The 23,502-nt window shown below is 71.0% G+C and carries 19 protein-coding genes; 8 read left to right on the plus strand and 11 right to left on the minus strand.

Annotated features, from left to right (window positions below; translation table 11 throughout):
• Positions 1-59: 59 nt before the first annotated feature.
• Positions 60-3,113: an excinuclease ABC subunit UvrA gene (uvrA, locus tag RI138_RS06130; RefSeq protein WP_311119073.1), complete on the minus strand. Its 3,054-nt coding sequence runs from the start codon at positions 3,111-3,113 to the stop codon at positions 60-62.
• Positions 3,114-3,288: 175 nt separating this feature from the next.
• Between uvrA and RI138_RS06135 the strand changes: the two genes are divergently transcribed.
• On the plus strand, positions 3,289-3,978 hold the full coding sequence (locus RI138_RS06135) for a maleylpyruvate isomerase family mycothiol-dependent enzyme (protein WP_311119074.1): 690 nt from the start codon (positions 3,289-3,291) through the stop codon (positions 3,976-3,978).
• 10 nt (positions 3,979-3,988) lie between these two features.
• Positions 3,989-4,645: an MBL fold metallo-hydrolase gene (locus RI138_RS06140; protein ID WP_311119075.1), complete on the plus strand. Its 657-nt coding sequence runs from the start codon at positions 3,989-3,991 to the stop codon at positions 4,643-4,645.
• Between the two features lie 241 nt (positions 4,646-4,886).
• Here the strand turns inward: RI138_RS06140 and RI138_RS06145 are convergent, their stop codons facing one another.
• The 5 genes from RI138_RS06145 to RI138_RS06165 form a co-directional block, all read right to left on the minus strand.
• Complete coding sequence (locus tag RI138_RS06145) at positions 4,887-5,906, minus strand: TerC family protein (RefSeq protein ID WP_311119076.1); 1,020 nt, start codon at positions 5,904-5,906, stop codon at positions 4,887-4,889.
• A 239-nt stretch (positions 5,907-6,145) separates the two neighbouring features.
• Positions 6,146-8,092 carry a TerD family protein gene (locus RI138_RS06150; protein WP_311119077.1) on the minus strand — a complete coding sequence of 649 codons (1,947 nt, stop codon included), beginning with the start codon at positions 8,090-8,092 and terminating at the stop codon, positions 6,146-6,148.
• Between the two features lie 223 nt (positions 8,093-8,315).
• Complete coding sequence (locus tag RI138_RS06155; protein WP_096629140.1) at positions 8,316-8,894, minus strand: TerD family protein; 579 nt, start codon at positions 8,892-8,894, stop codon at positions 8,316-8,318.
• A gap of 148 nt (positions 8,895-9,042) precedes the next feature.
• The gene (gene uvrB, locus RI138_RS06160) at positions 9,043-11,175 is read right to left on the minus strand and encodes an excinuclease ABC subunit UvrB (protein ID WP_311119078.1); all 2,133 of its coding nucleotides are present in this window, start codon (positions 11,173-11,175) and stop codon (positions 9,043-9,045) included.
• Positions 11,176-11,214: 39 nt separating this feature from the next.
• Entirely contained in the window at positions 11,215-12,066 is an 852-nt protein-coding gene (locus tag RI138_RS06165; protein ID WP_311119079.1) for an MHYT domain-containing protein, read from the minus strand.
• A gap of 304 nt (positions 12,067-12,370) precedes the next feature.
• On the opposite strand from RI138_RS06165, the gene RI138_RS06170 reads away from it, so the two are divergent.
• From RI138_RS06170 to RI138_RS06180, 3 genes are all read left to right on the plus strand, one after another.
• Positions 12,371-13,249 carry a glycerophosphodiester phosphodiesterase family protein gene (locus RI138_RS06170; protein WP_311119080.1) on the plus strand — a complete coding sequence of 293 codons (879 nt, stop codon included), beginning with the start codon at positions 12,371-12,373 and terminating at the stop codon, positions 13,247-13,249.
• Between the two features lie 121 nt (positions 13,250-13,370).
• A complete protein-coding gene (locus RI138_RS06175) occupies positions 13,371-13,970 on the plus strand; it encodes a methylated-DNA--[protein]-cysteine S-methyltransferase (protein ID WP_311119081.1) in 600 nt (199 codons plus the stop codon).
• A gap of 160 nt (positions 13,971-14,130) precedes the next feature.
• The gene (locus RI138_RS06180) at positions 14,131-15,405 is read left to right on the plus strand and encodes an MFS transporter (protein WP_311119082.1); all 1,275 of its coding nucleotides are present in this window, start codon (positions 14,131-14,133) and stop codon (positions 15,403-15,405) included.
• Between the two features lie 208 nt (positions 15,406-15,613).
• Here RI138_RS06180 and RI138_RS06185 read toward each other — a convergent pair whose 3' ends face one another.
• Complete coding sequence (locus RI138_RS06185) at positions 15,614-15,976, minus strand: cupin domain-containing protein (RefSeq protein ID WP_096629133.1); 363 nt, start codon at positions 15,974-15,976, stop codon at positions 15,614-15,616.
• Positions 15,977-16,080: 104 nt separating this feature from the next.
• Here RI138_RS06185 and RI138_RS06190 point away from each other — a divergent pair, with 104 nt between their 5' ends.
• Entirely contained in the window at positions 16,081-17,082 is a 1,002-nt protein-coding gene (locus RI138_RS06190; protein ID WP_311119083.1) for a pseudouridine-5'-phosphate glycosidase, read from the plus strand.
• Complete coding sequence (locus RI138_RS06195) at positions 17,079-17,987, plus strand: carbohydrate kinase family protein (protein WP_311119084.1); 909 nt, start codon at positions 17,079-17,081, stop codon at positions 17,985-17,987. The genes RI138_RS06190 and RI138_RS06195 overlap by 4 nt, the downstream gene beginning before the upstream one ends.
• Positions 17,988-18,207: 220 nt before the next feature.
• Here the strand turns inward: RI138_RS06195 and RI138_RS06200 are convergent, their stop codons facing one another.
• Both RI138_RS06200 and RI138_RS06205 read right to left on the minus strand, forming a co-directional pair.
• On the minus strand, positions 18,208-18,849 hold the full coding sequence (locus RI138_RS06200) for a nucleoside/nucleotide kinase family protein (RefSeq protein ID WP_311119085.1): 642 nt from the start codon (positions 18,847-18,849) through the stop codon (positions 18,208-18,210).
• A 24-nt stretch (positions 18,850-18,873) separates the two neighbouring features.
• Positions 18,874-19,575, minus strand: coding sequence for a winged helix-turn-helix transcriptional regulator (locus RI138_RS06205; RefSeq protein ID WP_311119086.1), 702 nt, complete (start codon positions 19,573-19,575; stop codon positions 18,874-18,876).
• A gap of 86 nt (positions 19,576-19,661) precedes the next feature.
• On the opposite strand from RI138_RS06205, the gene RI138_RS06210 reads away from it, so the two are divergent.
• Entirely contained in the window at positions 19,662-20,873 is a 1,212-nt protein-coding gene (locus RI138_RS06210) for a pyridoxal phosphate-dependent aminotransferase (protein WP_311119087.1), read from the plus strand.
• Positions 20,874-20,907: 34 nt separating this feature from the next.
• On the opposite strand, the gene RI138_RS06215 is transcribed toward RI138_RS06210, so the two are convergent.
• On the minus strand, positions 20,908-22,128 hold the full coding sequence (locus tag RI138_RS06215) for an RNA-guided endonuclease InsQ/TnpB family protein (RefSeq protein ID WP_311119088.1): 1,221 nt from the start codon (positions 22,126-22,128) through the stop codon (positions 20,908-20,910).
• Positions 22,129-22,721: 593 nt separating this feature from the next.
• Positions 22,722-23,453, minus strand: a complete 732-nt coding sequence (locus RI138_RS06220) for a DUF7873 family protein (protein WP_311119089.1) — start codon at positions 23,451-23,453, stop codon at positions 22,722-22,724.
• Positions 23,454-23,502 lie beyond the last annotated feature (49 nt).

A 23,502-nucleotide genomic window follows, 5' to 3' on the forward strand; every position in this document is an offset into this window, starting at 1 on the left:
GGCAGACCGCGGCGGCCCCCCTCCTCGTGGGGGGCCGCCGCGGTCGGTGAAGGCCGCGCTCAGGCCTTGCGGGCCCGGGTGGCCTTCTTGGCGGCGGTCGCCTTCGTCGCCGCTGCCTTGGTCACCGTTGCCTTCGCCTTGGCCGCCGTGGCCTTCTTGGCCGCGGCCGCCGTCCTCGTGGCCGCCGTCTTCTTCGCCGGGGCGGTCTTGCGGGCGGCCGCCTTGCGGGGCGTCCCCCCGCCCGAGGGCACTGCGGCCTCGCTGATCCGGTCCGCGTCCAGGATGGACTGGAGGAACTTCCCGGTGTGGCTCGCGGGGACCGAGGCGACCTGCTCCGGGGTTCCCTCGGCGACGACCAGACCGCCGCCGTTGCCACCCTCGGGGCCCATGTCGACGACCCAGTCGGCGGTCTTGATGACATCGAGGTTGTGCTCGATGACGATCACCGAGTTGCCCTTGTCGACGAGGCCGGAGAGCACGGTGATCAGCTTGCTGATGTCCTCGAAGTGCAGACCGGTGGTCGGCTCGTCCAGGACGTAGACCGTGCGGCCGGTGGACCGCTTCTGGAGCTCGCTCGCCAGCTTGACGCGCTGTGCCTCGCCGCCGGAGAGGGTCGGCGCGGACTGGCCGAGCCGCACATAGCCGAGGCCGACCTCGTTGAGCGTACGGAGGTGGCGGGCGATCGTCGGGACGGCCTCGAAGAACTCCAGGCCCTCCTCGATCGGCATGTCCAGCACCTCGGCGATGGACTTGCCCTTGTAGTGGACCTCCAGGGTCTCCCGGTTGTAGCGCGCACCGTGGCAGACCTCGCACGGGACGTACACGTCGGGCAGGAAGTTCATCTCGATCTTGATCGTGCCGTCGCCGGAGCAGTTCTCGCAGCGGCCGCCCTTGACGTTGAAGGAGAAGCGGCCCGGCAGATAGCCGCGCACCTTCGCCTCCATTGTCTCGGCGAACAGCCTGCGGACGTGGTCGAAGACCCCGGTGTACGTGGCCGGGTTAGACCGGGGGGTCCGGCCGATCGGCGACTGGTCGACGTGGACCACCTTGTCGACGAGGTCGTCGCCGTCGACCCGGGTGTGGCGGCCGGGGACCGACTTGGCGCCGTTCAGCTCGCGGGCCAGGTGGGTGTAGAGGATGTCGTTGACCAGGGTCGACTTTCCGGAGCCCGAGACGCCGGTGACGGCGGTGAGGACGCCGAGCGGGAAGGAGACGTCGATGTCCTGGAGGTTGTTCTCCCGGGCGCCGTGGACGGTGAGGCTGCGGGCCGGGTCGACCGGGCGGCGGACGCCGGGGGTCGGGATCGAGCGCTTGCCCGACAGATACTGGCCGGTGACGGAGTCCTTGTTGGCCAGCAGCTCCTTCAGCGAGCCGGAGTGGACGACCTTGCCGCCGTGCTCACCGGCGCCGGGGCCGATGTCGACGACCCAGTCGGCGACCTTGATGGTGTCCTCGTCGTGCTCGACGACGATGAGCGTGTTGCCCATGTCGCGGAGGCGGACCAGGGTCTCGATGAGTCGGTGGTTGTCGCGCTGGTGCAGGCCGATGGACGGCTCGTCCAGGACGTACAGCACGCCGACCAGGCCGGAGCCGATCTGGGTGGCCAGCCGGATGCGCTGGGCCTCGCCGCCGGACAGGGTGCCCGCCGCGCGGTTCAGTGACAGATAGTCCAGGCCGACGTCGACGAGGAACTTCAGCCGTTCGTTGACCTCCTTGAGGACCCGCTCGGCGATCTTCTTGTCGCGGGCGTTCAGCTTGAGGCGGCCGAGGAACTCGGCGCACTCGCTGATCGACATCGCGGCGACCTCGGCGATGGACCTCTCCATCACCGTCACCGCGAGGACGATCGGCTTGAGGCGGGTGCCCTCACAGGTCGGGCAGGGCACCTCGCGCATATAGCCCTCGAAGCGCTCCCGGCTGGAGTCGCTCTCGGCCTCGGTGTGGCGCCGCTTCACGAACTGCACCGCGCCCTCGAAGGCGGGGGTCGTGTAGGCGCGCTCGCGCCCGTAGCGGTTGCGGTAGCGGACCTCGGTCTGGATCTTGTGACCGAAGAGGAGCGCCTTCTTGGCGCGCTGCGGCAGCCCGGCCCAGGGGATGTCCGTGCGGAAGCCGAGGGCTTCGGAGAGCGCGCCGATCAGCCGGCCGAAATACTCCTTGGTGTGGCCGTGGGACCAGGGGTGGATCGCGCCCTCGTCGAGCGACTTCTCCTCGTCCGGGACGATCAGCTCGGGGTCGACCTCCATGCGCGTCCCGATGCCGGTGCAGTCGGGGCAGGCGCCGAAGGGCGAGTTGAAGGAGAAGGAGCGCGGCTCCAGCTCCTCGAAGGACAGGTCGTCGTACGGGCAGTAGAGGTGCTCGGAATACATCCGCTCACGCTCGGGGTCGTCCTCGGGGAGGTCGACGAAGTCCAGAACGACCATGCCGCCGGAGAGGCCGAGCGCGGTCTCGACCGAGTCGGTCAGTCGGCGCTTGGCGCTGTCCTTGACGGTGAGACGGTCGACGACCACCTCGATCGTGTGCTTCTCCTGCTTCTTGAGCGTGGGCGGCTCGGCGAGCTGGATGGTGGTGCCGTCGACCCGGGCCCGGCTGTAGCCCTTGGTCTGGAGGTCGGCGAAGAGGTCGACGAACTCGCCCTTGCGCTCGCGCACCAGCGGCGAGAGGACCTGGAAGCGGCTGCCCTCGGGCAGGCCGAGGACCTTGTCGACGATGGCCTGCGGCGACTGGCGGGAGATGGGGCGGCTGCACTCGGGGCAGTGCGGCTTGCCGATCCGGGCGAAGAGCAGCCGGAGGTAGTCGTAGACCTCGGTGATGGTGCCGACCGTCGAGCGCGGGTTGCGCGAGGTGGACTTCTGGTCGATGGAGACGGCGGGCGAAAGCCCCTCGATGAAGTCGACGTCCGGCTTGTCCATCTGGCCGAGGAACTGCCGGGCGTACGAGGAGAGCGACTCCACATAGCGGCGCTGCCCCTCGGCGAAGATCGTGTCGAACGCGAGGGACGACTTGCCCGACCCGGAGAGCCCGGTGAAGACGATGAGGGAGTCACGGGGCAGGTCGAGCGAGACGTTCTTCAGGTTGTGCTCGCGCGCGCCACGGACGATGAGACGGTCGGCCACGCCGGTCCGCACCTTTCTAGAGAGAAGCGGGGGAACTGAGCCCCTGTCCCAGGGTATGGGGGGCGCCACAGCGGTGTACGAAGCTTTCGACTCCGAGCGTATAGCACGCACATTCGATTTACGGTCACCCTGCCACTCCTTCACCCGAATGAGTGGCAGGGCTAGGCTCGGCCGCATGATGGATCATGCGCACGACCTGGGAGCTGTACGCGAAGCGACCGAACGGCTGCTCGACGCAGTCGGGAAACTGGACGACGACGCTGTCGCCGAGCCGTCACGGCTGCCCGGATGGAGCCGGGGCCATGTACTGGCCCACCTGTCACGTAACGCCGACGCGCTCGGAAATGTTCTCCGGGGTCTCCCGATGTACGCGAGCAGCGAAACCCGGGACGCCGACATCGCCGAGGGCGCCCCGCGCCCCCTGGCCGAGCAGCTGGCCGACCTCCGGGAGAGCGCGGACCGCCTCTTCGCGACCGCCGCGGAACCGGCCGACTGGACCCGTACCGTCACCCTGCGCAACGGCGTGACGGACTCGGCCTCCCGGGTCCCCTTCCGCCGCTGGATCGAGGTGGACGTGCACCACGTCGACCTCGACGTGGGCTATGAGCTGGAGGACCTGCCCGCGGACTTCACGACCCGGGAGATCGCCTTCCTCGCCGAGCGCTTCACCGGCAACCCCGATGTGCCCGCCACCGCGCTGACCGACGAGGAAGGCCGCACCTGGAGCACCGGGGGCGGTCCGCAGAGTGCCCTGGTCACGGTCCAGGGGACGGCCGCCGGGCTGCTGGGCTGGCTCGCCGGACGCCGTGACGGCTCCGCCCTGACGGTGGCCGGGGGCCCGCTGCCCGCCCTGCCCCCGCTATAGGCTGAGCCGCATGACGTACAGCGGAGCGGTGAAGGTCGGCGGACCGGCGAGCGTGCATGAACTGGCGGACCTGATGATCTCCAAGGTCGCCGTCGGCGGGATGAACAACAACGCCTATCTGCTGCGGTGCCGGGCCACCGGCGAGCAGCTGCTGATCGACGCGGCGGCCGAGCCGGGGACCCTGCTCGCCCTGATCGGTGACGACGGCATCGCCTCCGTCGTCACCACCCATCAGCACGGGGACCACTGGCAGGCACTGGCCGAGGTGGTGGCGGCCACCGGCGCCCGGACGTACGCGGGCCGGTACGACGCCGAGGGCATCCCGGTGCCGACCGACGTCCTGGTCGAGGACGGCGACACGATCACCGTGGGCCGGGTCGAGCTGACCGCCCGCCATCTGACCGGTCACACCCCGGGCTCCATCGCGCTGGTCTACGACGACCCGCACGGGGCCCCGCACCTGTTCACCGGGGACTGCCTCTTCCCCGGCGGGGTCGGGAACACGCACCAGGACCCGGAGGCGTTCGCGAGCCTGCTGCACGACGTCGAGACGAAGCTGTTCGACCGGCTGCCGGACGAGACGTGGGTCTACCCCGGCCACGGGCACGACACGACGCTCGGCGACGAGCGGCCCCACCTGCCCGAGTGGCGCGCCCGCGGCTGGTAGCCCCGCCTGCCCGGGCGGTGCGCACGCGGTCGGCAACGGCGCCTGCCTGAGTGGCGCGCCCGCGGTCGGCGACGCCGCCGACCAGTCGCGTACCGACCGGTCACCCGAGCCCCCGGTCGCGCCGGCCGGGGCACACGCCGACCGGTCACACACGCACAGCGGCCGGGGTGGAAACGGTCTTCGCCGTTCCCGCCCCGGCCGCTGCCGGTGTGTCCCTGCTGCCGCTCCGGGCGGCCCGGGGTCAGCTGCCGACGCGCTCGCTCTCCTCGTCGGCGGGGCCGACGGGCTCCGCCTTCTCGACCTTCTCCGCCTCGGCCGCCGCCTGCTTCTTGCTGGCGATGAGGCTGGTGACCGTGGTGATCACCAGCACGCCGCAGATGACGGAGAGCGAGAAGGGGATGGAGATCGAGGGAACGTCCACCCCGGACTCGTGCAAGGCGTGCAGCACCAGCTTGACGCCGATGAAGCCGAGGATCACCGACAGGCCGTAACTGAGGTGGACCAGCTTCTTCAGCAGACCGCCGATGAGGAAGTACAGCTGGCGCAGACCCATCAGCGCGAACGCGTTGGCCGTGAACACGATGTACGGGTCCTGGGTCAGGCCGAAGATCGCCGGGATGGAGTCCAGCGCGAACAGGACATCGGTGGTGCCGATGGCCAGCATGACCACCATCAGCGGGGTCAGGATGCGCTTGCCGTTCCGCTGGATGAAGAGCTTCGTACCGTGGTACTGGTCGGCGACACCGAAGCGCTGCTCGATCGACTTGAGGAGACGGTTCTCCTCGAACTCCTCTTCCTCCTCGCCGGCCCGTGCCTCCTGGATGAGCTTCCAGGCGGTGTAGATCAGGAACGCGCCGAAGATGTAGAAGACCCACGAGAAGTTCGCGATCACGGCGGCGCCGGCGGCGATGAAGATCGCCCGGAGCACCAGGGCGATCAGCACACCGATCAGCAGTACCCGCTGCTGGAGGTGCGAGGGCACCGAGAACTTCGCCATGATCAGGACGAAGACGAAGAGGTTGTCGACGCTCAGCGACTTCTCGGTGATGAATCCGGCGAAGAACTCGCCGGAGGCCTGGCTGTTGCCGAACACCAGCAGGCCGAGTCCGAAGATGACCGCCAGCACGATCCAGACGATCGTCCAGATCCCGGCTTCCTTGGTCGACACGTCATGGGGCTTGCGCCCGATGAAGAAGTCGACGGCGATCAGGGCTGACAGACCAAAGATGGTCAGAGCCCAAAGGGTCCATGAAACGTCCACTGCGCCTCCGGCAGTTCGCTACGGCAACTGATTCAGCGTCGTCGCTGCCGGAGGTCTCTTCCACCCTGGCGCACGGCGCGCCTGGGCCGACGCCCCGGGACCGGTCAACGGTCCGTATTGACGGGACGTCGCGTAAGGAGTACTCCCCTCCGTACGCCGAACAGTACAGGCATCACCAAGGAAAGGTAAAGAAAATGGTAAAGAGATGGTCAAATCCGCAGGTCGGGTCTGCTGTCTGATCAACGGCCCGCAGCTCGGCGAGCGGCTGCCACCGCTGTGAGCACCTGCTCCAGGACGCGGCTGCCCGGTGGGATCGCCAGCGGCTCGTACGTCCAGGCGTGCCCGACCCACGGGTCGGCGAGGTGGTTGTCGGCGACCGGGGTGATCCTCAGCAGCGAACGCCACAGCGGGTCGAGCACCGGCCCGTACGCGGTGGCGTCCTCCCGGTCCGCGACCATCAGGAGGTGCACCCCGACCGAGGGGCCCTCGTCGGCGAGGTAGCGGAGCTGGGTGACGGCCCGGTCGTCGAAGCCGTGCGGGAAGTCGTTGACGACGAGGAGCTGCTCGGCGGTGTCCAGGTCCGGCGGGAGCGAGTCGGCCGCCCCGGCCCGGACCGCCATCTGCACCAGGTCCACCCGCCGGGTGAGGTGGGCCAGGACCGAGGACACTCCCCCGGGTCCCGCGGCGGGCGGCCCGGCGAGGACGCCCGCCTCGACCAGCGGCGCGAGCGGACCGGCCGCGGCACCCGCCGCGTCGATGACGTGCACCGCGAACTCACCGGGCGGATACACCGCGAGCAGCCGGGCCGCGTGGGCCACCGCGGTCTCCATGGCCAGTCGGCGCAACCGGTCGGAGTCCATCAGGGCGGCGGCCTCGGACGCCGTCCGGCCGCTGTCCACCCACATCCCGCGCTCCAGCGGCAGCCGGACGAGCAGCGGGATGCGCAGGTCGGTGCGCTCGGGCAGATGGAGGTCACCGATGCGCAGGGCCATCGGTATCTCCATGGGGATGCGGTGGGCGTGCCAGACAGGGTTGCCCCAGCCCGCGTACGCGGCGGGGAGCGCGGGCTCGACGACGGCCGCCTCGGCTGCCAGCTGGCCGAGGTCCCGGTCGAGGGCCTCCCGGGCCCGGGCGGTCAGCTCGTCGCGCTTGGCGCGGGCCTGCGCGCGGGCATGGTCGCCCGCGCCGCCGATCCGGTTGCGCGGGTCGGACAGGGCGTGGTCGAGCTCCTGGCTCATCCGGGACTCGGCGAAGTCCACGGCACTGCGATAGGCGGCCACCGCCCGGGCCAGGTCCTCGAACATGCCCCAGGTCTGGTTGTAGAGGCGTTCGTCCATCGACCAGCCCGTGGCGTCCCCGGCGACCGGCTGCGCGGCCTGCCCGGGCTGGGCCGGGGGTGCGGTGGGCGGAGGCGACGGGGGCGCGACGTGCTGGCGGCGCGGGTGGGCGTAGTTGATGGGCCCTCCCGCGGCGGGGGGCGGGCCGGGTGGGGCGGGGTCGGTCAGCGGCTCGGGGGGCTGGGCGGCCGGGGTCGCAGGGGATGCCGACGGCCGGCGGTGGTCCGCGGGGCCGTTGGCCTGCCGTACGCGGTCGCCCTCCGGGGTACGGGGCGGCGGTGGCGCCACGGAGCGGGCCAGGCCCCCGGTGACGGCCTCCTGTATGGAGCCGGCCAGGGCGGCGGCGTCGGCCACGCCCTGGTCGGCGAGCATTTCGGCGAGCCCCGCCGCGTACCCCTGTCCGACGGCGCGGACCTTCCAGGCGCCCTGGCGGCGGTAGAGCTCCAGGGCGCTGACCGCGGACTCCGCGTCGAGGCCGGTCAGCGTGAAGGTGGCGATCTCGGTGCCGTCGAGGCCGGTGACAGCGACGAAGGGGGCGGGGACCGCGCCGAAGCGCACCGGGCCGCCGACGCCCACGGGCAGCGCCAGCAGCACGGTCACCCGGTGCACCTCGGCAGGCAGCGCCTCCAGGTCGACGGCGAGCCGGTGGTCGGCCGCCGCCTGCTGGGAGACTTCGAGCCCGGGGAGCTGGGGTGCGCCGGGGTGGGCGATCCGCTCGGCGCCGCGCACCGTGCCCCGCTCGTCGCCGAGGGTCGCTCCGGCGATGACGGGCGTGCCCGCGGACACCCGGATCTCCAGACGGGTCTGGGGCAAGGTGTGGTTCTGCCCCCGGACCAGTTCGGCCGTCATTGCCCTGTCCCCCTCGACGATGGCCCGCGCCCACGGGTGCGGTGCCGTGCGGTGTCGCGTTCGTGCGGTGACGCGCGTCCGTGCGGTATCGCGTTCGCGCTGTGCCGGTGCTGTGTGCCGTGCGTGGGGCAGCTCCCGGCGGCGGGTGCCTCCGGGAGCTGCTCGTTCCGTTACCGGTGCCGACGCCGGACCGATCCCGTCCGGTCCGGCCCGGGTCCGCCGCCTACAGGTGCGGCAGGATGGACGGCATCAGGTCCTGAAAGGTGCGGCCGTTGGCCGGGTTGCCGAGGGCCGTCATCTGCCATCCGCTGCCCGCGCGGTGCACCTTCGCCATGATCTGGGCGGTGTACTGGCCGCCGCCGTCCAGCGTGTACCGGGCGAGCTCCTGGCCGTTGGTCTCGTCGACGATGCGGCAGAAGGCGTTCTGGACCTCCTGGAAGGTCTGCCCGGTGAAGGAGTTCACCGTGAAGACGATCTGGTCGATGTGGACCGGCACGCGCTGGAGGTCGACGAGGATCGCCTCGTCGTCCCCGCCGGAGCCGGCGCCGCCGACCAGGTTGTCGCCGGTGTGCTTGACCGAGCCGTCATCGCTGACGAGGTGGCGGAAGAACACGACGTCGACCGGCTGCTTGTCGGCGAAGAGCACCGCCGAGGCGTCCAGGTCGATCTCCCGGGTGCGCGAGCCGAACAGGCCGCGGCGCGGAGCCGCCTGCCAGCCGAGCCCCATCCGTACCGCGGTCAGGGTCCCCCCGTCGCTCTTCTGCAGGCTGATGGCCTGACCCTTGGTCATATTGACCGTCACGCGCTGTCCCCTCTCGGCATTGCCCCGCAACCGTCCGTGTGCGGTTTCCCCGCACCCTACGCATTCCACCTCGGGTGGCAGCAGGTTCGGTCCGTTTTTGTGTCGGTCTTGCAACACACCGGGCGCGCCCGGGCCCGGCTCGACGGAATCAGGCGAGGCCCGCTTCCTTCATCTGGCGCAGCTCCTTCTTCAGTTCGCCGACCTCGTCGCGGAGCCGAGCGGCCACCTCGAACTGCAGATCGGCGGCGGCGGCCCGCATCCGCTCGGTCATCTCCTCGATGATCCCGGCCAGTTCGGTCGCGGGGCGGTCACTGACCACTGCGCCGGCCGAGGCCGCCGCCCGGCCCTTCGCCCCGGCCTTGGCCGCCTTGCCGCCGAGCGCGGGCACCGGGGCCTTGGTCTCCTTGCCCTGCCGGTAGCCGGTGCCGAGGAGCTGCTCGGTGTCGACCTCCTCGCGGGCGATGGTGGCGACGATGTCGTTGATCTTCTTCCGCAGCGGCTGCGGGTCGATGCCGCGCTCGGTGTTGTACGCGATCTGCTTCTCGCGGCGGCGGTTGGTCTCGTCGATCGCCTGCTCCATCGCCGGGGTGATCTTGTCGGCGTACATGTGGACCTGGCCGGACACGTTACGGGCGGCGCGGCCGATGGTCTGGATGAGCGAAGTGCCCGAGCGCAGGAAGCCCTGCTTGTCGGCGTCGAGGATGGCCACGAGCGACACCTCGGGGAGGTCGAGGCCCTCGCGCAGGAGGTTGATGCCGACGAGCACGTCGTACTCACCGGAGCGCAGCTCGCGCAGCAGCTCGATACGGCGCAGGGTGTCGACGTCGCTGTGCAGATAGCGAACCTGGATGCCGAGCTCCAGGAAGTAGTCGGTGAGGTCCTCCGACATCTTCTTGGTGAGCGTGGTGACCAGGACCCGCTCGTCGCGTTCGGTGCGCTTGCGGATCTCGTGCACCAGGTCGTCGATCTGCCCCTCGGTGGGCTTGACCACGACCTCGGGGTCGACGAGGCCGGTGGGGCGGATGATCTGCTCGACGAACCCGTCGCCGCGCGAGAGTTCGTACTTCCCCGGGGTGGCCGACAGATACACCGTCTGGTCGATCCGCTCCAGGAACTCCTCCCACTTCAGCGGCCGGTTGTCCATCGCGGAGGGCAGCCGGAAGCCGTGGTCGACGAGGGTCCGCTTGCGGGAGGCGTCGCCCTCGTACATCGCACCGATCTGCGGGACCGTGACGTGGGACTCGTCCAGGACGAGCAGGAAGTCGTCCGGGAAGTAGTCGAGGAGGGTGTTGGGGGCGGTGCCGGGGGCGCGGTCGTCGAAGTGCATCGAGTAGTTCTCGACGCCGGAGCAGGTGCCGATCTGGCGGAGCATCTCGATGTCGTACGTCGTGCGCATGCGCAGCCGCTGGGCCTCCAGCATCTTGCCCTGCTTCTCCAGCTCGGCCAGGCGCTGCTCCAGCTCCCGCTCGATCCCGCCGACGGCCTTCTCCATGCGCTCGGGCCCTGCGACGTAGTGGCTGGCGGGGAAGACGTGGACCGTGGGGTCCTCGCTGATGACCTCGCCGGTCAGCGGGTGGAGCGTGGACAGGGCCTCGATCTCGTCACCGAACATCTCGATGCGGACGGCGAGCTCCTCGTAGACCGGAAAGATCTCGATCGTGTCGCCGCGGACCCGGAAGGTGCCACGGGTGAACGCCAGGTCGTTGCGGGTGTACTGCATCTCGACGAAGCGGCGCAGCAGCTGGTCGCGGTCGATCTCCTCGCCGACCCTGAGCCGGACCATGCGGTCCACGTACTCCTGGGGCGTACCGAGGCCGTAGATGCAGGAGACGGAGGCGACCACGACGACGTCACGCCGGGTGAGCAGCGAATTCGTCGCCGAGTGGCGCAGCCGCTCGACCTCCTCGTTGATGGAGGAGTCCTTCTCGATGTAGGTGTCCGACTGCGGGACATACGCCTCGGGCTGGTAGTAGTCGTAGTACGAGACGAAATACTCCACCGCGTTGTTCGGGAGGAGCTCGCGGAACTCGTTGGCCAGCTGGGCGGCGAGCGTCTTGTTCGGCGCCATCACCAAGGTCGGTCGCTGAAGCTTCTCGATCATCCAGGCGGTGGTCGCCGACTTGCCGGTGCCGGTCGCGCCGAGCAGGACGACGTCCTTCTCATCGGCGCGGATGCGCCGCTCCAGCTCGGCGATGGCCGCCGGCTGGTCGCCGCTGGGCTGGTAGGAACTGACGACCTCGAAGGGCGCCACCGAACGTTCGATCTTGGAAACGGGCCGCATGCAACCACCGTACGGCTCCCCACTGACAACAGCCCCGGATCAGCGGTACCGGGGCCGCCCGGCGGTCTCCCGGGCCCCTGGGCGCCGCTCCGGTTCGTCGGTCACCGCGCGCGGGTCGAACATGAGCACCAGCGCGGCCAGCAGCAGGAAGCAGCCGGGGCCGATCAGCATCGGGCCGATCGTCTCGGTGGGGTGGTCACCGGGCAGTACGCCGGACATCTCGGGCGGCAGGTGCAGGTGCACGTCGAGGGCGGCCATTCCCGTGTAGTGCATTCCGGTGACCGCGGCGGCCATCAGAGCGCTCGCGCCGAGACTGGACAGGAGCCCACGGAGGGAGACGGCCGCCCACAGCGCGGCCGTGGCGGCCGCCACGGCGATCAGCACCGAGAGGGCGACCAGGGGCGTGTCGTAGGCGAGCTGTCCCTCCAGACGCATGCCCGCCATCCCCAGGTAGTGCATCGACGCCACGCCGAGGCCGGTGATGGTGCCGCCCGTGATCAGCGCCATGCGGGTCGCGCCCCGGTACCCGACAATGTAGATGCCGATGCCGACCATGAGGACGGCCAGGGCCAGTCCGGCGAAGGTGAGGGGCTTGTCGTAGGAGATCGGTGCCTCCTTGACGCTGAAGCCCGTCATCGCGACGAAGTGCATGGTCCAGATGCCGGATCCGATGGACAGCGCGCCGAGAGCCAGCCAGCCGGTCGTGAAGGAGCGTGCGGTGCGCAGGGACCTGATGGTGCAGCGGAGTCCGAGGGCGGCCCCCAGGCCGGCCATGAGGAACGCCACGACGGGGGTCACCAGGCCGTAGGTGAACCCGTCGACCGTTCCCTGCGTACCGATTGTTGTTGTCACGATGTCGGCCGCTCGCACCGTGTCGACTGTTCCCTGCATGTCGACCGTTCCCTGCATACGGACACGCCCTTCGAGAAGACCCGGGGTCGAGGGAGTCCCTGAGGGGCGAGTCCCCGGCAGGCAGATGGAGAACGTGCATTTTATCGGCACGGCGCCCCAGGAAGTGAACCTGGCCTCATGCTCCCCGCGTGGGCTCCGGCGTTCTCCGCCGGATCTCCGGCAGTCTTCACCGGACTCCCGAGGCGAAAGTTCCGTTCATGCCGTGGCCATCGCCTCCCTGCCCGGCGTTGGCAAGCCGCTGTCAGTCTCGGCGTGTCCGCACACTCCGATGCGAGGAGTTCCCGTGTTCGTACGCACCGCAACCGCCTCCACCACCGCCGTCGCCCTGGTCGGCGCCGGCGCTCTGCTGCTGCCCGCCGCCGACCGGACCGAGGCCTCGGCGCAGCGGACGAACCCGGTCGTCGTCGCCCACCGGGGAGCGTCCGGCTACGCACCGGAGAACACCCTCGCCGCCGTCGACGCGGCCGACGCGCTGGGCATCGACTGGGTGGAGAACGACGTGCAGCGCACCCGCGACGGCGTGCTCGTCGTGCTGCACGACACCGACCTCAAGCGCACGACGAACGTCGAGCAGATCTTCCCGGACCGGGCGCCGTGGGCGGTCAAGGACTTCACCGCGGCGGAGGTGGCGAAACTCGACGCGGGCAGCTGGTTCGGGACGCAGTTCACCGGGGTCCGGGTACCGACCCTCACACAGTTCCTGCACCGTCTGGAGCGCAACCGCCAGAAGCTGCTCCTGGAGATCAAGAGCCCCGGGACCTATCCGGGCATCGAACGGGACATCGTCCGCGTACTGCGGAAGGAAGGGTGGCTGGACCGCTCCCATGTACGGGATCGCCTGGTCATCCAGAGCTTCGGCGCCGACAGCGTGCGGAAGGTGCATGCCCTGCGCCCCGACATCACGACCGGCTTCCTGGGCACGCCCGCGGTGGCCGATCTGCCCGGTTACGCGGCGTTCACCGATCAGATCAACCCCTCGTACGCGACGATCAGCGCCGACTACGTGGCAGCCGTACAGCGACTCAAGGGCCCGCACGGCAAGCGTCTGCGGGTCAACACGTGGACGGTCAACGACGCGGCCAAGGCGGCGAAGGCGCGTGCGTTCGGAGTCGACGGGATCATCACCAACTATCCCGACGTGGTACGAGACGCGACGAGCTGAGCCGAGCTGTGCTGGACTCGGTTCGGCACGGCACGGCCGAGCTTGGACTCAGCGCGGCTCGGCTGGGCCGACCGTCGAAGGCGATCCGGCGCTGTCAGTGGTGGATCGTACGGTGGTCGGCATGGACAGTGTGAACGGCGTGGCGGACAGCGCGGTGGACGGCGGGGCTGGTTCCGGGGGCGCCGGTGGACCGACCGTGGAGTGGTCCGTCGTGCCGAGTGCCATCGGGCCGCTGCTGCTCGCCGCGACCTCCGCCGGGCTGGTGACCGTGGCCTTCCACGCCCGCCCCGCCGTCCGGGACGCGGCGCTCGGTCAGCTGCGGGCCCGGCTCGGCGCGGAGCCGGTGGAGGCGCCCGGCTCCGATCGCCTGGCCGAGGCGATACGCGCGCTCGCGGAGTACTTCGCGGGCGAGCGGCAGGACTTCGGCCTGCGGCTGGACTGGTCGCTGACAGCGGGCTTCCAGCGCGAGGCGCTGCGCGAGCTGGCCTCGGGGGTGCCGTACGGCACGGTCATCGGTTACGGGGCGCTGGCGGCGCGGGTGGGCCGGCCGGACGGCGCTCAGGCTGTGGGAGCGGCCATGGGGTCCAATCCGCTGCCGGTGGTGGTGCCGTGCCACCGGGTGGTGGAGAGCGACGGGGGTCTGGGCGGGTTCGGGGGCGGCCTGGAGACCAAGCGGCAGCTGCTGGCGCTGGAGGGGGTCCTGCCGCAGCCGCTGTTCTAGGGCGTCCGGGGGTGGGAGGCGGTCGTTGTTCCGGCTGCTCCAGCTGTGTCCACGGCAGCCCGCGCGGCCGGGCCGGGCCCTGCTCCCCCCACGGCCTCGCTGCGGCCGGGGTCACCCGTCCGGGTGCATCGCGGGGCGGGACCGATGGCACACTGCGCCAGTGACGCCACCGCTCTCCCTCCCCCAGGTCACGGCCGCCGGGCTGCCCGCCCTCCAGCGCCGGACGTCCGCCGTGCTCATCGTCAGCCAGATACTCGGCGGCCTCGGTGTCGCCGTCGGCATCGCCCTGGCGCCGATGCTGGCCGCCGAGGTGAGCGGGTCCGATGCGCTGTCCGGGCTGGCGCCGACCGCGTCCGTCGCCGGCACGGCGCTGCTGTCGCTGCCGCTGGCCGCCCTGATGACGTCCCGGGGCCGACGGCCCGGTCTGGTGCTGGCGTATCTGATCGGCGCCCTGGGTGGCGGCCTGGTGGTCCTCGCCACGATGCTGCCGAGCTTCCCGTTGCTGCTCCTCGGCATGGCGGCGTTCGGGGCGGGGTCCTCTGCCGGACTCCAGGCGCGGTTCGCGGCGGCCGACCTGGTGGGGCCGGAGCGGCGGGGCCGGGCGATCTCCACCGTCGTCTGGGCCACCACGATCGGTTCGGTGCTGGGGCCCAATATCTCGGCCCCGGCGAGTCGGCTGTTCCGCGGTACGCCGGTGCCCGAGGCGGCGGGGCCCTACCTGTGCTCGGCGGCCGTCTTCCTGCTCGCGGGGCTCGTCGTGGCCCTCGCGCTGCGCCCGGACCCGCTGCTCACGGCCCGCGCCCTGGCCCCGGAGGAAGCGTCGGCCCCCGGGAAGCGTTCCCTGCGCGCCGGGGTCGAGGCCGTCAGGGAGTCGCCGATGGCCCGGCTGGCCCTGGTGACGGTCACCCTGTCACACACCGCGATGGTGTCGATCATGGTCATGACCCCGGTCGACCTGGGCCGCCACGGTGCCGACCTCCAGTTGATCGGGCTCGTCATCAGCGGGCACATCGCGGGGATGTACGCGTTCTCGCCGGTGATGGGCAAGCTGGCCGACCAGTTCGGCCGACTCACCGTGATCGGCCTGGCGGTCGGGCTGCTGAGCTGCGCCGCGCTGCTCGCGGGCACGGCCGGGCCGCGGCACGGGCAGACCGCCGTCGGCCTGTTCGTGCTCGGCCTCGGCTGGTCCGCGGGCATGATCGCCGGTTCCGCGCTGCTCACCGACGCGGTGCCGCAGGCCGCACGGGCGGCCGTGCAGGGGCTGTCGGACCTGACCATGAACGCGGCCGCCGGCCTCGGCGGAGCGGCCGCGGGCGTGATCGTCGCCCAGTGGGGGTACGGCCCGCTGAACGCGATCGGCGCCGCGCTGGTCCTGCCGGTCGCCGCGCTCGCCCTGCGCCGGAGCCTGCGGCCCGGGGCCGTCGGCAGCGGCTGAGGCGCCGTCCGACCGAGGCGGGCCGCCCGCCACCCCGGGGAGGGCTACGGTGCCACCGCGCCCAGGACCGGAGCCGCGCCCAGGACCGGAGCCGGAGAGAGGAACCGGAGCCGGAGCGGGAGGGGCAAGGCCGGAACCGGAGCGGGAGGGCCAGAGCCGGAATCGGAGCTGCCGCGAAGCCCGACCCGGGTCACTCATGCCCGAGTCGTCAGAGGCTGATGTGGTACGCCTTGCGGAGCGTCTCGTGGACGGTCCAGGTCGTCCGGTCGCCCTCGCGCAGAACGCAGGCGTCCCCGGGGCCGATCTCCAGCGTCGCCCCGCCCTCGACCGCGACGGTCGCCCGTCCGCTGACGACCACGAACAGCTCGTTCGCCTCGGTGTCCGTGACGACGCCGGGCGTGATCTGCCAGATCCCCCGGATCTGCTTGCCGTCGGCCGACTCCCACAGCACCTTGCCCGTCACCACGGGATCGCCCGAAACGATCTGTGCCGGATCGAGCGGTTCCGGAACGAGTTCGGCGTCCGGGATGTGCACGGCGAAGGAAGCGGGGGCCTGGTCATTTGTCGTCATGGCCGGTCACCTTAGCGACCGGTTCCGGCCGACCCGCGAGCAGGACCGGCCGGACGTGCTCCTTCCGTGGTTTGCACCCACCCCGCCCGCGACAGGGATGGGGCATGCCACAGAACCCAGCGGAACAGAACCCGGCAGAACAGAGCCCACCGGAACAGAGCTCTCCGAAACAGCTCCCTCCGGACCGGCGGAACCCCTACGAGCCGGTGCTCTCGGCAGAGGTGCGCGCCGCCCTGAGTGCCCGGCTGCCCGTCGTGGCCCTGGAGTCGACGATCATCGCGCACGGGCTGCCGCGACCCGGGAACCTCCAGGTCGCCCTGGAACTGGAGGCGCTCGTCCGGTCCGCCGACGCGGTCCCGGCCACCGTCGCGGTCCTGGACGGGCGGGCCCATGTGGGCCTGGACAAGGATCAGTTGGAGCGGGTGGCCGCCGATCCGGCCGTGCGGAAGCTGGGCCACCGCGATCTCGCCCCCGCGCTCGCGGCCGGAGCGAGCGGCGCGACCACGGTGTCCGCGACGGCGTTCCTGGCCGCGCGGGCGGGGCTCGGCGTCTTCGCGACGGGCGGGCTCGGCGGCGTACACCGGGAATGGGCCGCGAACCAGGACGAGTCCGCCGACCTGCGGCTGCTGGCCCGCACCGGGATCACCGTGGTCTGCGCGGGCGTGAAGTCGATCCTCGACGTCCCCGCGACCCTCCAGCGGCTGGAAACCCTCGGCGTCGGCATCCTCGGTTACGGCACGGAGCACTTCCCCGGCTTCTACCTCAGCAGCTCCGGCGAACCGGTCGACTGGACGGTCCACAGCCCCGAGGAGGTGGTCGAGGTGATGCGGGCGAAGGACGCTCTGGGTGGCACGGAGTCCGCGCTGATCGTCGCCAACCCCGTACCGGAGGAGGATCAGTTGGATCCCGCTCTGCACGACCGGGTGCTGGCGGAGGCGCTGGACGCGTGCCGGGAGCGCGGCATCTCGGGGCAGGGCGTCACGCCTTTCCTGCTGGACCAGTTGATGCGCCGGACCGAGGGCGCGTCGCTGGAGGCGAACCTCGCGGCGGTACGGGGAAACGTGCGCCTCGCGGCCCGGATCGCCGTCGCGGCGGCCGTACGGTGAACCGCCCGGCGTCAGGCGGCGGCCTCCTCGTCGTGGGGGACGTGGTCACGGACGTGGTGGCGCGGTACGGGCCGGCTCTCGCGCACGGTACGGACACGGCGGCCCGGATCCGGACCCTGCCGGGCGGGGCGGGGGCCAACGTCGCCTGCTGGGCGGTACGTTCGGGCTGCGCGAATGTGACGCTGCTCGCCAGGGCAGGGGCGGAGTCCGCCGAGTGGCACCGGGAGGCGCTGGAACGGGCAGGGGTACGGGCGTTCCTGGCGGTGGACGAGGAGGTGCCGACGGCGACCGTCGTCGCCCTGGTGGACCCGGCCGCCGAGCGCACGTTCCTCACCGACAGCGGGGCGGTGCTGCGGCTCGCCGCCGAGGACTTCTCGCCCGCGCTGCTCGACGGGGTCGGGCGGCTGCATCTCTCCGGCTACCTCCTGTTCGCCGCGACGAGCCGGGCTGCCGCTCACCTCGCCCTGCGCACCGCCGTGGAACGGGGCGTAGCGGTGAGCGTGGACCCGGCGTCGGCCGGGTTCCTCGCCGAGCTGGGGCCGGAGCGGTTCCTGGAGTTCACGGAGGGGGCGGAGCTGCTGCTGCCGAACGCGGACGAGGCCCGGCTGCTCACCGGGCTGCCCGAACCCGAGGCCGCGGCGGCCGAGCTGAGCCGGCGCTTCCCGCGCGTCGCGGTGACGCTGGGCGAACGGGGAGCCGTGCTGGCCGCCGGGGGTGAGGTCATCGGCCGCGTCCCCGCCCCGCCCGTCCGCGAGCCGGTCGACTCGACGGGCGCGGGCGACGCGTTCACGGGCGGGTTCCTCGCGGCCCTGCTCGCCGGGGCGGACGACAGGGCGGCCGCGGCGGAGGGCTGCCGGGCCGGGGCGGAAGCAGTGACCACGGTGGGCGGCCGCCCACCCGCGTGACCGATGGGGCAAGCCATACCCGCGCGTGACCGATGGGGCATGCCATACCCGTGACCGATGGCCTTACGCCCGCGTGACCGACAAGGCCGCCCGCACCCGTGAGGCCGCATACGCGCGGCTCCGCGGAGGCCGGGGCTCGCTCCCGGGGCTCGGGCTCCCTCCGCCCACCGCCCCTCCGCGCCGGTCCGGCGATGCTGTCGGCGGCGCGGAGACATCCGCCTCAGCCCGGCAGCCCCGACCACGCCGGATGCCCCGGGTCGTCCGCCCGTACCACCACGTCCGCCCGCTCCGCAGGGCCCACCTCGTCCTCGTACCGCGCGAAGGCGGGCAGCGTCCAGCGCTCCGGCTCCTCCGTCCGCCGCCGCAACGCCCCGGAAGACAGCCGCAGATGGACGCTCAGCGCGAACGGGAACCAGTGCCCCAGCAGCAGCGGGCCGTGCACGAGGACGACCCCGCCCTCCGGCAACGGGTGATACGGCGTGCGCGTCGCCCGGTCCGTCGCGGGGTCCCACAGGTCCGGCAGTACCCGGCCCGAGCCGCCCGCCTCCAGGGGGCCGAACACCTCGCGCCACAGCGCCCCGGTGTCGAACCAGCTGTCCGCGTACGAGTCCGGGTCCTCCTTCCCGTACTCGAACCGCAGACTCGCCGGGCGCAGGAAGCCCTCGGTGGACACCACGAGCACCGCCCGGCCGCGCAGCCGCAACTCCTCGGCGACGCGTTCGGCCAGGCCGCCGGTGCGGGCGGCCGGGGCGCCGTCGATGCCGAGGGCGAGCCAGGGGGCTCCGTCGGGGGCGGACAGGCCGTCGGCGTGCCGGGCCAGCTCGTCGGCCAGCCGTTCCCAGGTGATCGCTTCGAGTCGCACGCCCCCATCATCCCCGTCGGCGCGTCAGGCGCCCCGCAGTTCGGTGGCGAGCGGGCCCTCCCCCGACACCTCGATGCGGCCGTCCTTGACCGCCTCCGCGAGAGTGACTTCGCCTCGCCCCAGCTCCAGGCACAAGGCCGCGTCGAGGGTGATGCGGGCATCGGCGTGGTCCGCGGGGCCGTACCCGTACATCTGGCCGTACAACTCGGCGTCGTCGGCTCCCGATACCAGCGCCTGACTTCCCGTTCCCGTACGGACGTGGAACTCGCCCTCGTCGAGGCGGACTTCCAGAACACCGTCCTGGGTGAGTCCGGCCAGCGCGCGCAGCAGCGGCAGCGCGAACCAGTGGGCCCGCACCGCGTCGGTCGGGCGGCGTTCGGTGAGTGCCGGGGCGCCCCAGTCGGCGAGAGCCGCGAGGACCGGGAGCAGGCCGCGGCCGCGCCCGGTCAACTCGTAGACCGATGCCGCGGCCGGGGGCGGCAGCTTGCGGCGTACGGCCAGTCCGGTCTGTTCCATGTCCTTGAGGCGGGAGGCCAGGACATCCGTGCTGACGCCGGGCAGATCGGCGTGCAGGTCGGTGTACCGGCGCGGCCCGCCCAGCAGTTCACGGACGATCAGCAGCGTCCACCGGTCCCCGACGGAGTCGAGGGCGCGGGCGGCGGCGCAGAACTGGTCGTAGCTCCGGCGTCTGACGGGGCGTGGTGCGGCGGGCTGCTGACGTGGCATGCGACGCAGTCTAGACATGTTGTTGGACTTTCCAAGCCCAAGCTTGGTAAAACCAAGTATCGCAGTTCGGCTCGGGGAGGCACCGCATGGAGTTCCGGCAGTCCAGCAAGCTCAACGAGGTCTGTTACGAGATCCGGGGCCCGGTCATCGAGCACGCCAACGCCCTGGAGGAGGCGGGGCACAGCGTGCTCCGGCTCAACACGGGCAATCCGGCGCTCTTCGGCTTCGAGGCGCCGGAGGAGATCGTCCAGGACATGATCCGGATGCTGCCCCAGGCCCACGGCTACACCGATTCGCGCGGCATCCTCTCCGCTCGGCGGGCGGTGGCCCAGCGCTACCAGGCCATGGGCCTGACCGAGGTCGGCGTGGACGACGTCTTCCTCGGCAACGGGGTCTCCGAGCTGATCTCGATGGCCGTGCAGGCGCTGCTGGAGGACGGCGACGAGGTGCTGATCCCGGCCCCGGACTTCCCCCTGTGGACCGCGGTGACCACGCTCGCGGGCGGCAAGGCCGTGCACTACATCTGCGACGAGGAATCCGACTGGAACCCGGACCTCGCCGACATGGCGTCGAAGATCACCGACCGGACCAGGGCCGTCGTGATCATCAACCCGAACAATCCCACCGGCGCCGTCTATCCCCGCGAGATCCTCGAAGGAATCCTGGACCTGGCCCGCCGGCACGGGCTGATGGTGTTCGCCGACGAGATCTACGACCAGATCCTCTACGACGGGGCCGAGCACCACAGCGCGGCGGTCCTCGCCCCGGACCTGGTCTGCCTCACCTTCAGCGGTCTCTCGAAGACGTACCGGGTGGCCGGGTTCCGCTCCGGCTGGATGGTGGTCTCCGGTCCGCAGCAGCACGCCCGCAACTATCTGGAGGGCCTCACCATGCTGGCCTCCATGCGTCTCTGCCCCAACGCCCCCGCGCAGTACGCCATTCAGGCCGCGCTCGGCGGGCGGCAGTCCATCCGGGAACTGGTCGCGCCCGGCGGCAGACTGCACGAACAGCGCGACCGGGCCTGGGAGCGGCTGAACGAGATCCCCGGGGTCTCGTGCGTCAAGCCGAAGGGCGCGCTGTACGCCTTCCCGCGCATCGATCCGAAGGTGCACCCCATCGTCGACGACGAGAAGTTCGTGCTGGACCTGCTGCTGCGGGAGAAGATCCAGGTGGTGCAGGGCACGGGCTTCAGCTGGCCGCGCCCGGACCACTTCCGCATCCTGACCCTTCCGCACGCCGACGACCTCGACGCGGCGATCAGCCGCATCGGCCGCTTCCTGAGCGGATATCGCCATTGAGTCCTCCCCTTCCTGAAAGGAGGGGATTCCTGGCTCAGGCCGCCTCCTGGAGCAGCGCTCCAGGAGGTCTTGCGCCATCGGCACCAGCCGGGGTGAGACCAGCCCGGACGAGCATGACGCGTGCGGAGTTCTTGTCCCGTGGGGACACGGTGCCGCATGCGGTGCAGGTGTAGGTGCGTTCACCCAGCGGCAGCGCGTGCTTGGCTCTCGCATCGCAGCGACCGCAGTCCATCGTGGTGAACGCGGGATGTACCAGGCGGACGTCCCGCCCATACTTACGGCCCATCTCGATCAGGGCGGCCTTGGTGGCGCCGATGGCGGCGTCAGCGGCCTTGCGGGCCATGGTGGTCTTGGCAAGGAACCTCGGACGGAAGTCCTCGACTGCGATGACGTCATGATCGCGGACGACCTTCTTGGCCCACTTGCGGCCGGTGTCCTCACGCTGCCTCGCGACCTTCTTGTATGCCTTCGCCCGCAGCTTCCTCGCCCGGCGGTAGCCCTTCGAGGCGGGTTGCCCCCTATTCGGCCTGCGGCGGGCCATCATCCGGTCGTACCGGGCCACCGTCGCCCGCGCCTTCCCTCCATGCTCGGCGTGCGGCAGGTCGTACGCGTCGGAGGTGGTGGTCGAGGTCTCTTTCACTCCCCAGTCCACGCCGAGGGCGCGGCCCGTCTCCGGCAGGGGCTCCACCTGGGCAGGTACGACGAACGAGCAGTACCAATGCCCAAGGCTGTTCTGGTACACGCGCACCGAGGACGGCGCGTGCGCCAGGTCCCGCGACCACACCACTCCCACCACGATGCCGCCCGCCAGATGCAGCCACCCGTCCTTCAACCGGAATCCACGCCTGGTGTAGTTCAGGGTCGGCAGAGCCTCGCGTTTCGCCTTCCACTTCGGCATCCCGGCCCGGCGCGCCACGGGCAGACGCTCCGTGATGTCTTTCTGGGCCTTGGCACGGGAGCGGCTGAAGTCACGGATGACCTGCTGCTGGGCAACCGAAGGCCCCTCACGCAACCACGGCGTGAGAGCACGGGCCTCGGTCAGCATCCTGTCCAGCTGCCCCGGACCACACGTGGCCTTCTCACCGGTGGCCCTGTTGCGCCGATGTACGGCCCTGGACTTGGCCACGCACTCGTTCCATACCCACCGGCATCGGTCCCACTCCGCCCACAGAGCACTGCGGGCGGTGGACGAGACACGCAGCCGGTACGAGTACCGGGCGTACCCGGTCTCCGCTACCCCTGCCACCGGCACCATCTCGCCCCGCTGTATCACTGGCCGGAACACCGTGCCGTCCCCAACCCCCGGAAGGGCCATAAGTGCGAGAGCAGTACACACTCACCCACTACCTCAGGCGCACACGTTCGAGTCGTCGGGGCCGAATCGGCAGTGACACGGACGGTTCTTCGCCGGACGCGGCGCCTTCTGGCACAACCGACCGCGCTCCGCAACGGGAGCGGGCCCGGAGGCGTAGCCGGCCTCCGGGCCCTGTAGGTGCCGCCCATCGGGCACGCCGGCACGTTTAAGGGTCCGGGTCAGTCATGATGTCGTCGCGTCCTGCCTTTGGACCACCGCAGATCGGAGCTCTGCGGGCCGGACTTGAACCGGCATCTCGACGCGCGCGGGCCCGGGCCCGTTCGATCCGGCGATCGGCGGCGAATGCTGAGTCTGGAGCAAGAGTCTGAGATTGACGGCGGTCTGCCTCTGCCTGCTTGGGCTACTCCGGCCCGTGCCGGAGGGAGGAGTCGAACCTCCACTGGAACCGCGCCTTCACGACAAGCTTCAGTTTCAGCTTGCGCTCCTCGCGCACCCCGTCCGCCTTGATCGGCGGCCGGGGAATCCATGGTCGGTCACCCGAAGAGGTAACCGAATACCGCATCACCCACCCGCTGGTCGGTGACCTCCGCGCCGTTGGCCTCCTCGCGGGCGAACTTCACGGCCTGCTGGAGCTTCTCGACCCGGTCCAGCAGTTCGTTGACGCGCCGTGCGGGCAGCGCCCCGGAGAACTTGACGGTCGTCCAATACCCGATCGGCACGTCCTCGTAGTACACCTCGACCTGCGCCGGGTGCTTCTCGGTCGCCTCCGCCTTGACGTGGTTGCGGGGCACCTTCTTCGTACGGAGCGTCCGGACCGGCTCCGTCTTCCAGGAGTCGGTCGACGGGTCCTGCGTCCAGGCCTCGGCGGCGTCCAGGACGGGCAGCTTGCGGATGAAGGTGTTGAGGTCGGTCAGCTGCTTCTCCAGGAAGAGCAGATACGACACCGGCACCTCGCTCACCAGCACCCGGCCGTCGACCTTCACGTCGGCCCTGGCCGAGCAGTTCGCCCAGTCCTTCGTGGCGGTCACATCGAAGAGCCGGGTCAGCGTGGCCGCGGTGTCCCGCAGCACGTCCTCGGCCTTGACCTGGACCAGCGTCGACTCGGGCGGAAGCTGCTCGCCCTCCTCGTCCTTGGGCTGGTAGGTCCGGGAGATCCCGGCCAGCAGTCCGGCCTTCTGGAGGCCGTGATGTGCCGCTGTCAGGTCCTGGTGCGCCTTGGACTTGACGCCCTTCTCCACTGCGATGATCTGATTGAGTTTCGCCACGTCGAGGACGCTAACAGCGGCAACTCCACTGTGGCCAAGGGTTTTAGGG

Origin of the sequence: Streptomyces durocortorensis (assembly GCF_031760065.1) — a bacterium.
Classification (GTDB): Bacteria; Actinomycetota; Actinomycetes; order Streptomycetales; family Streptomycetaceae; genus Streptomyces.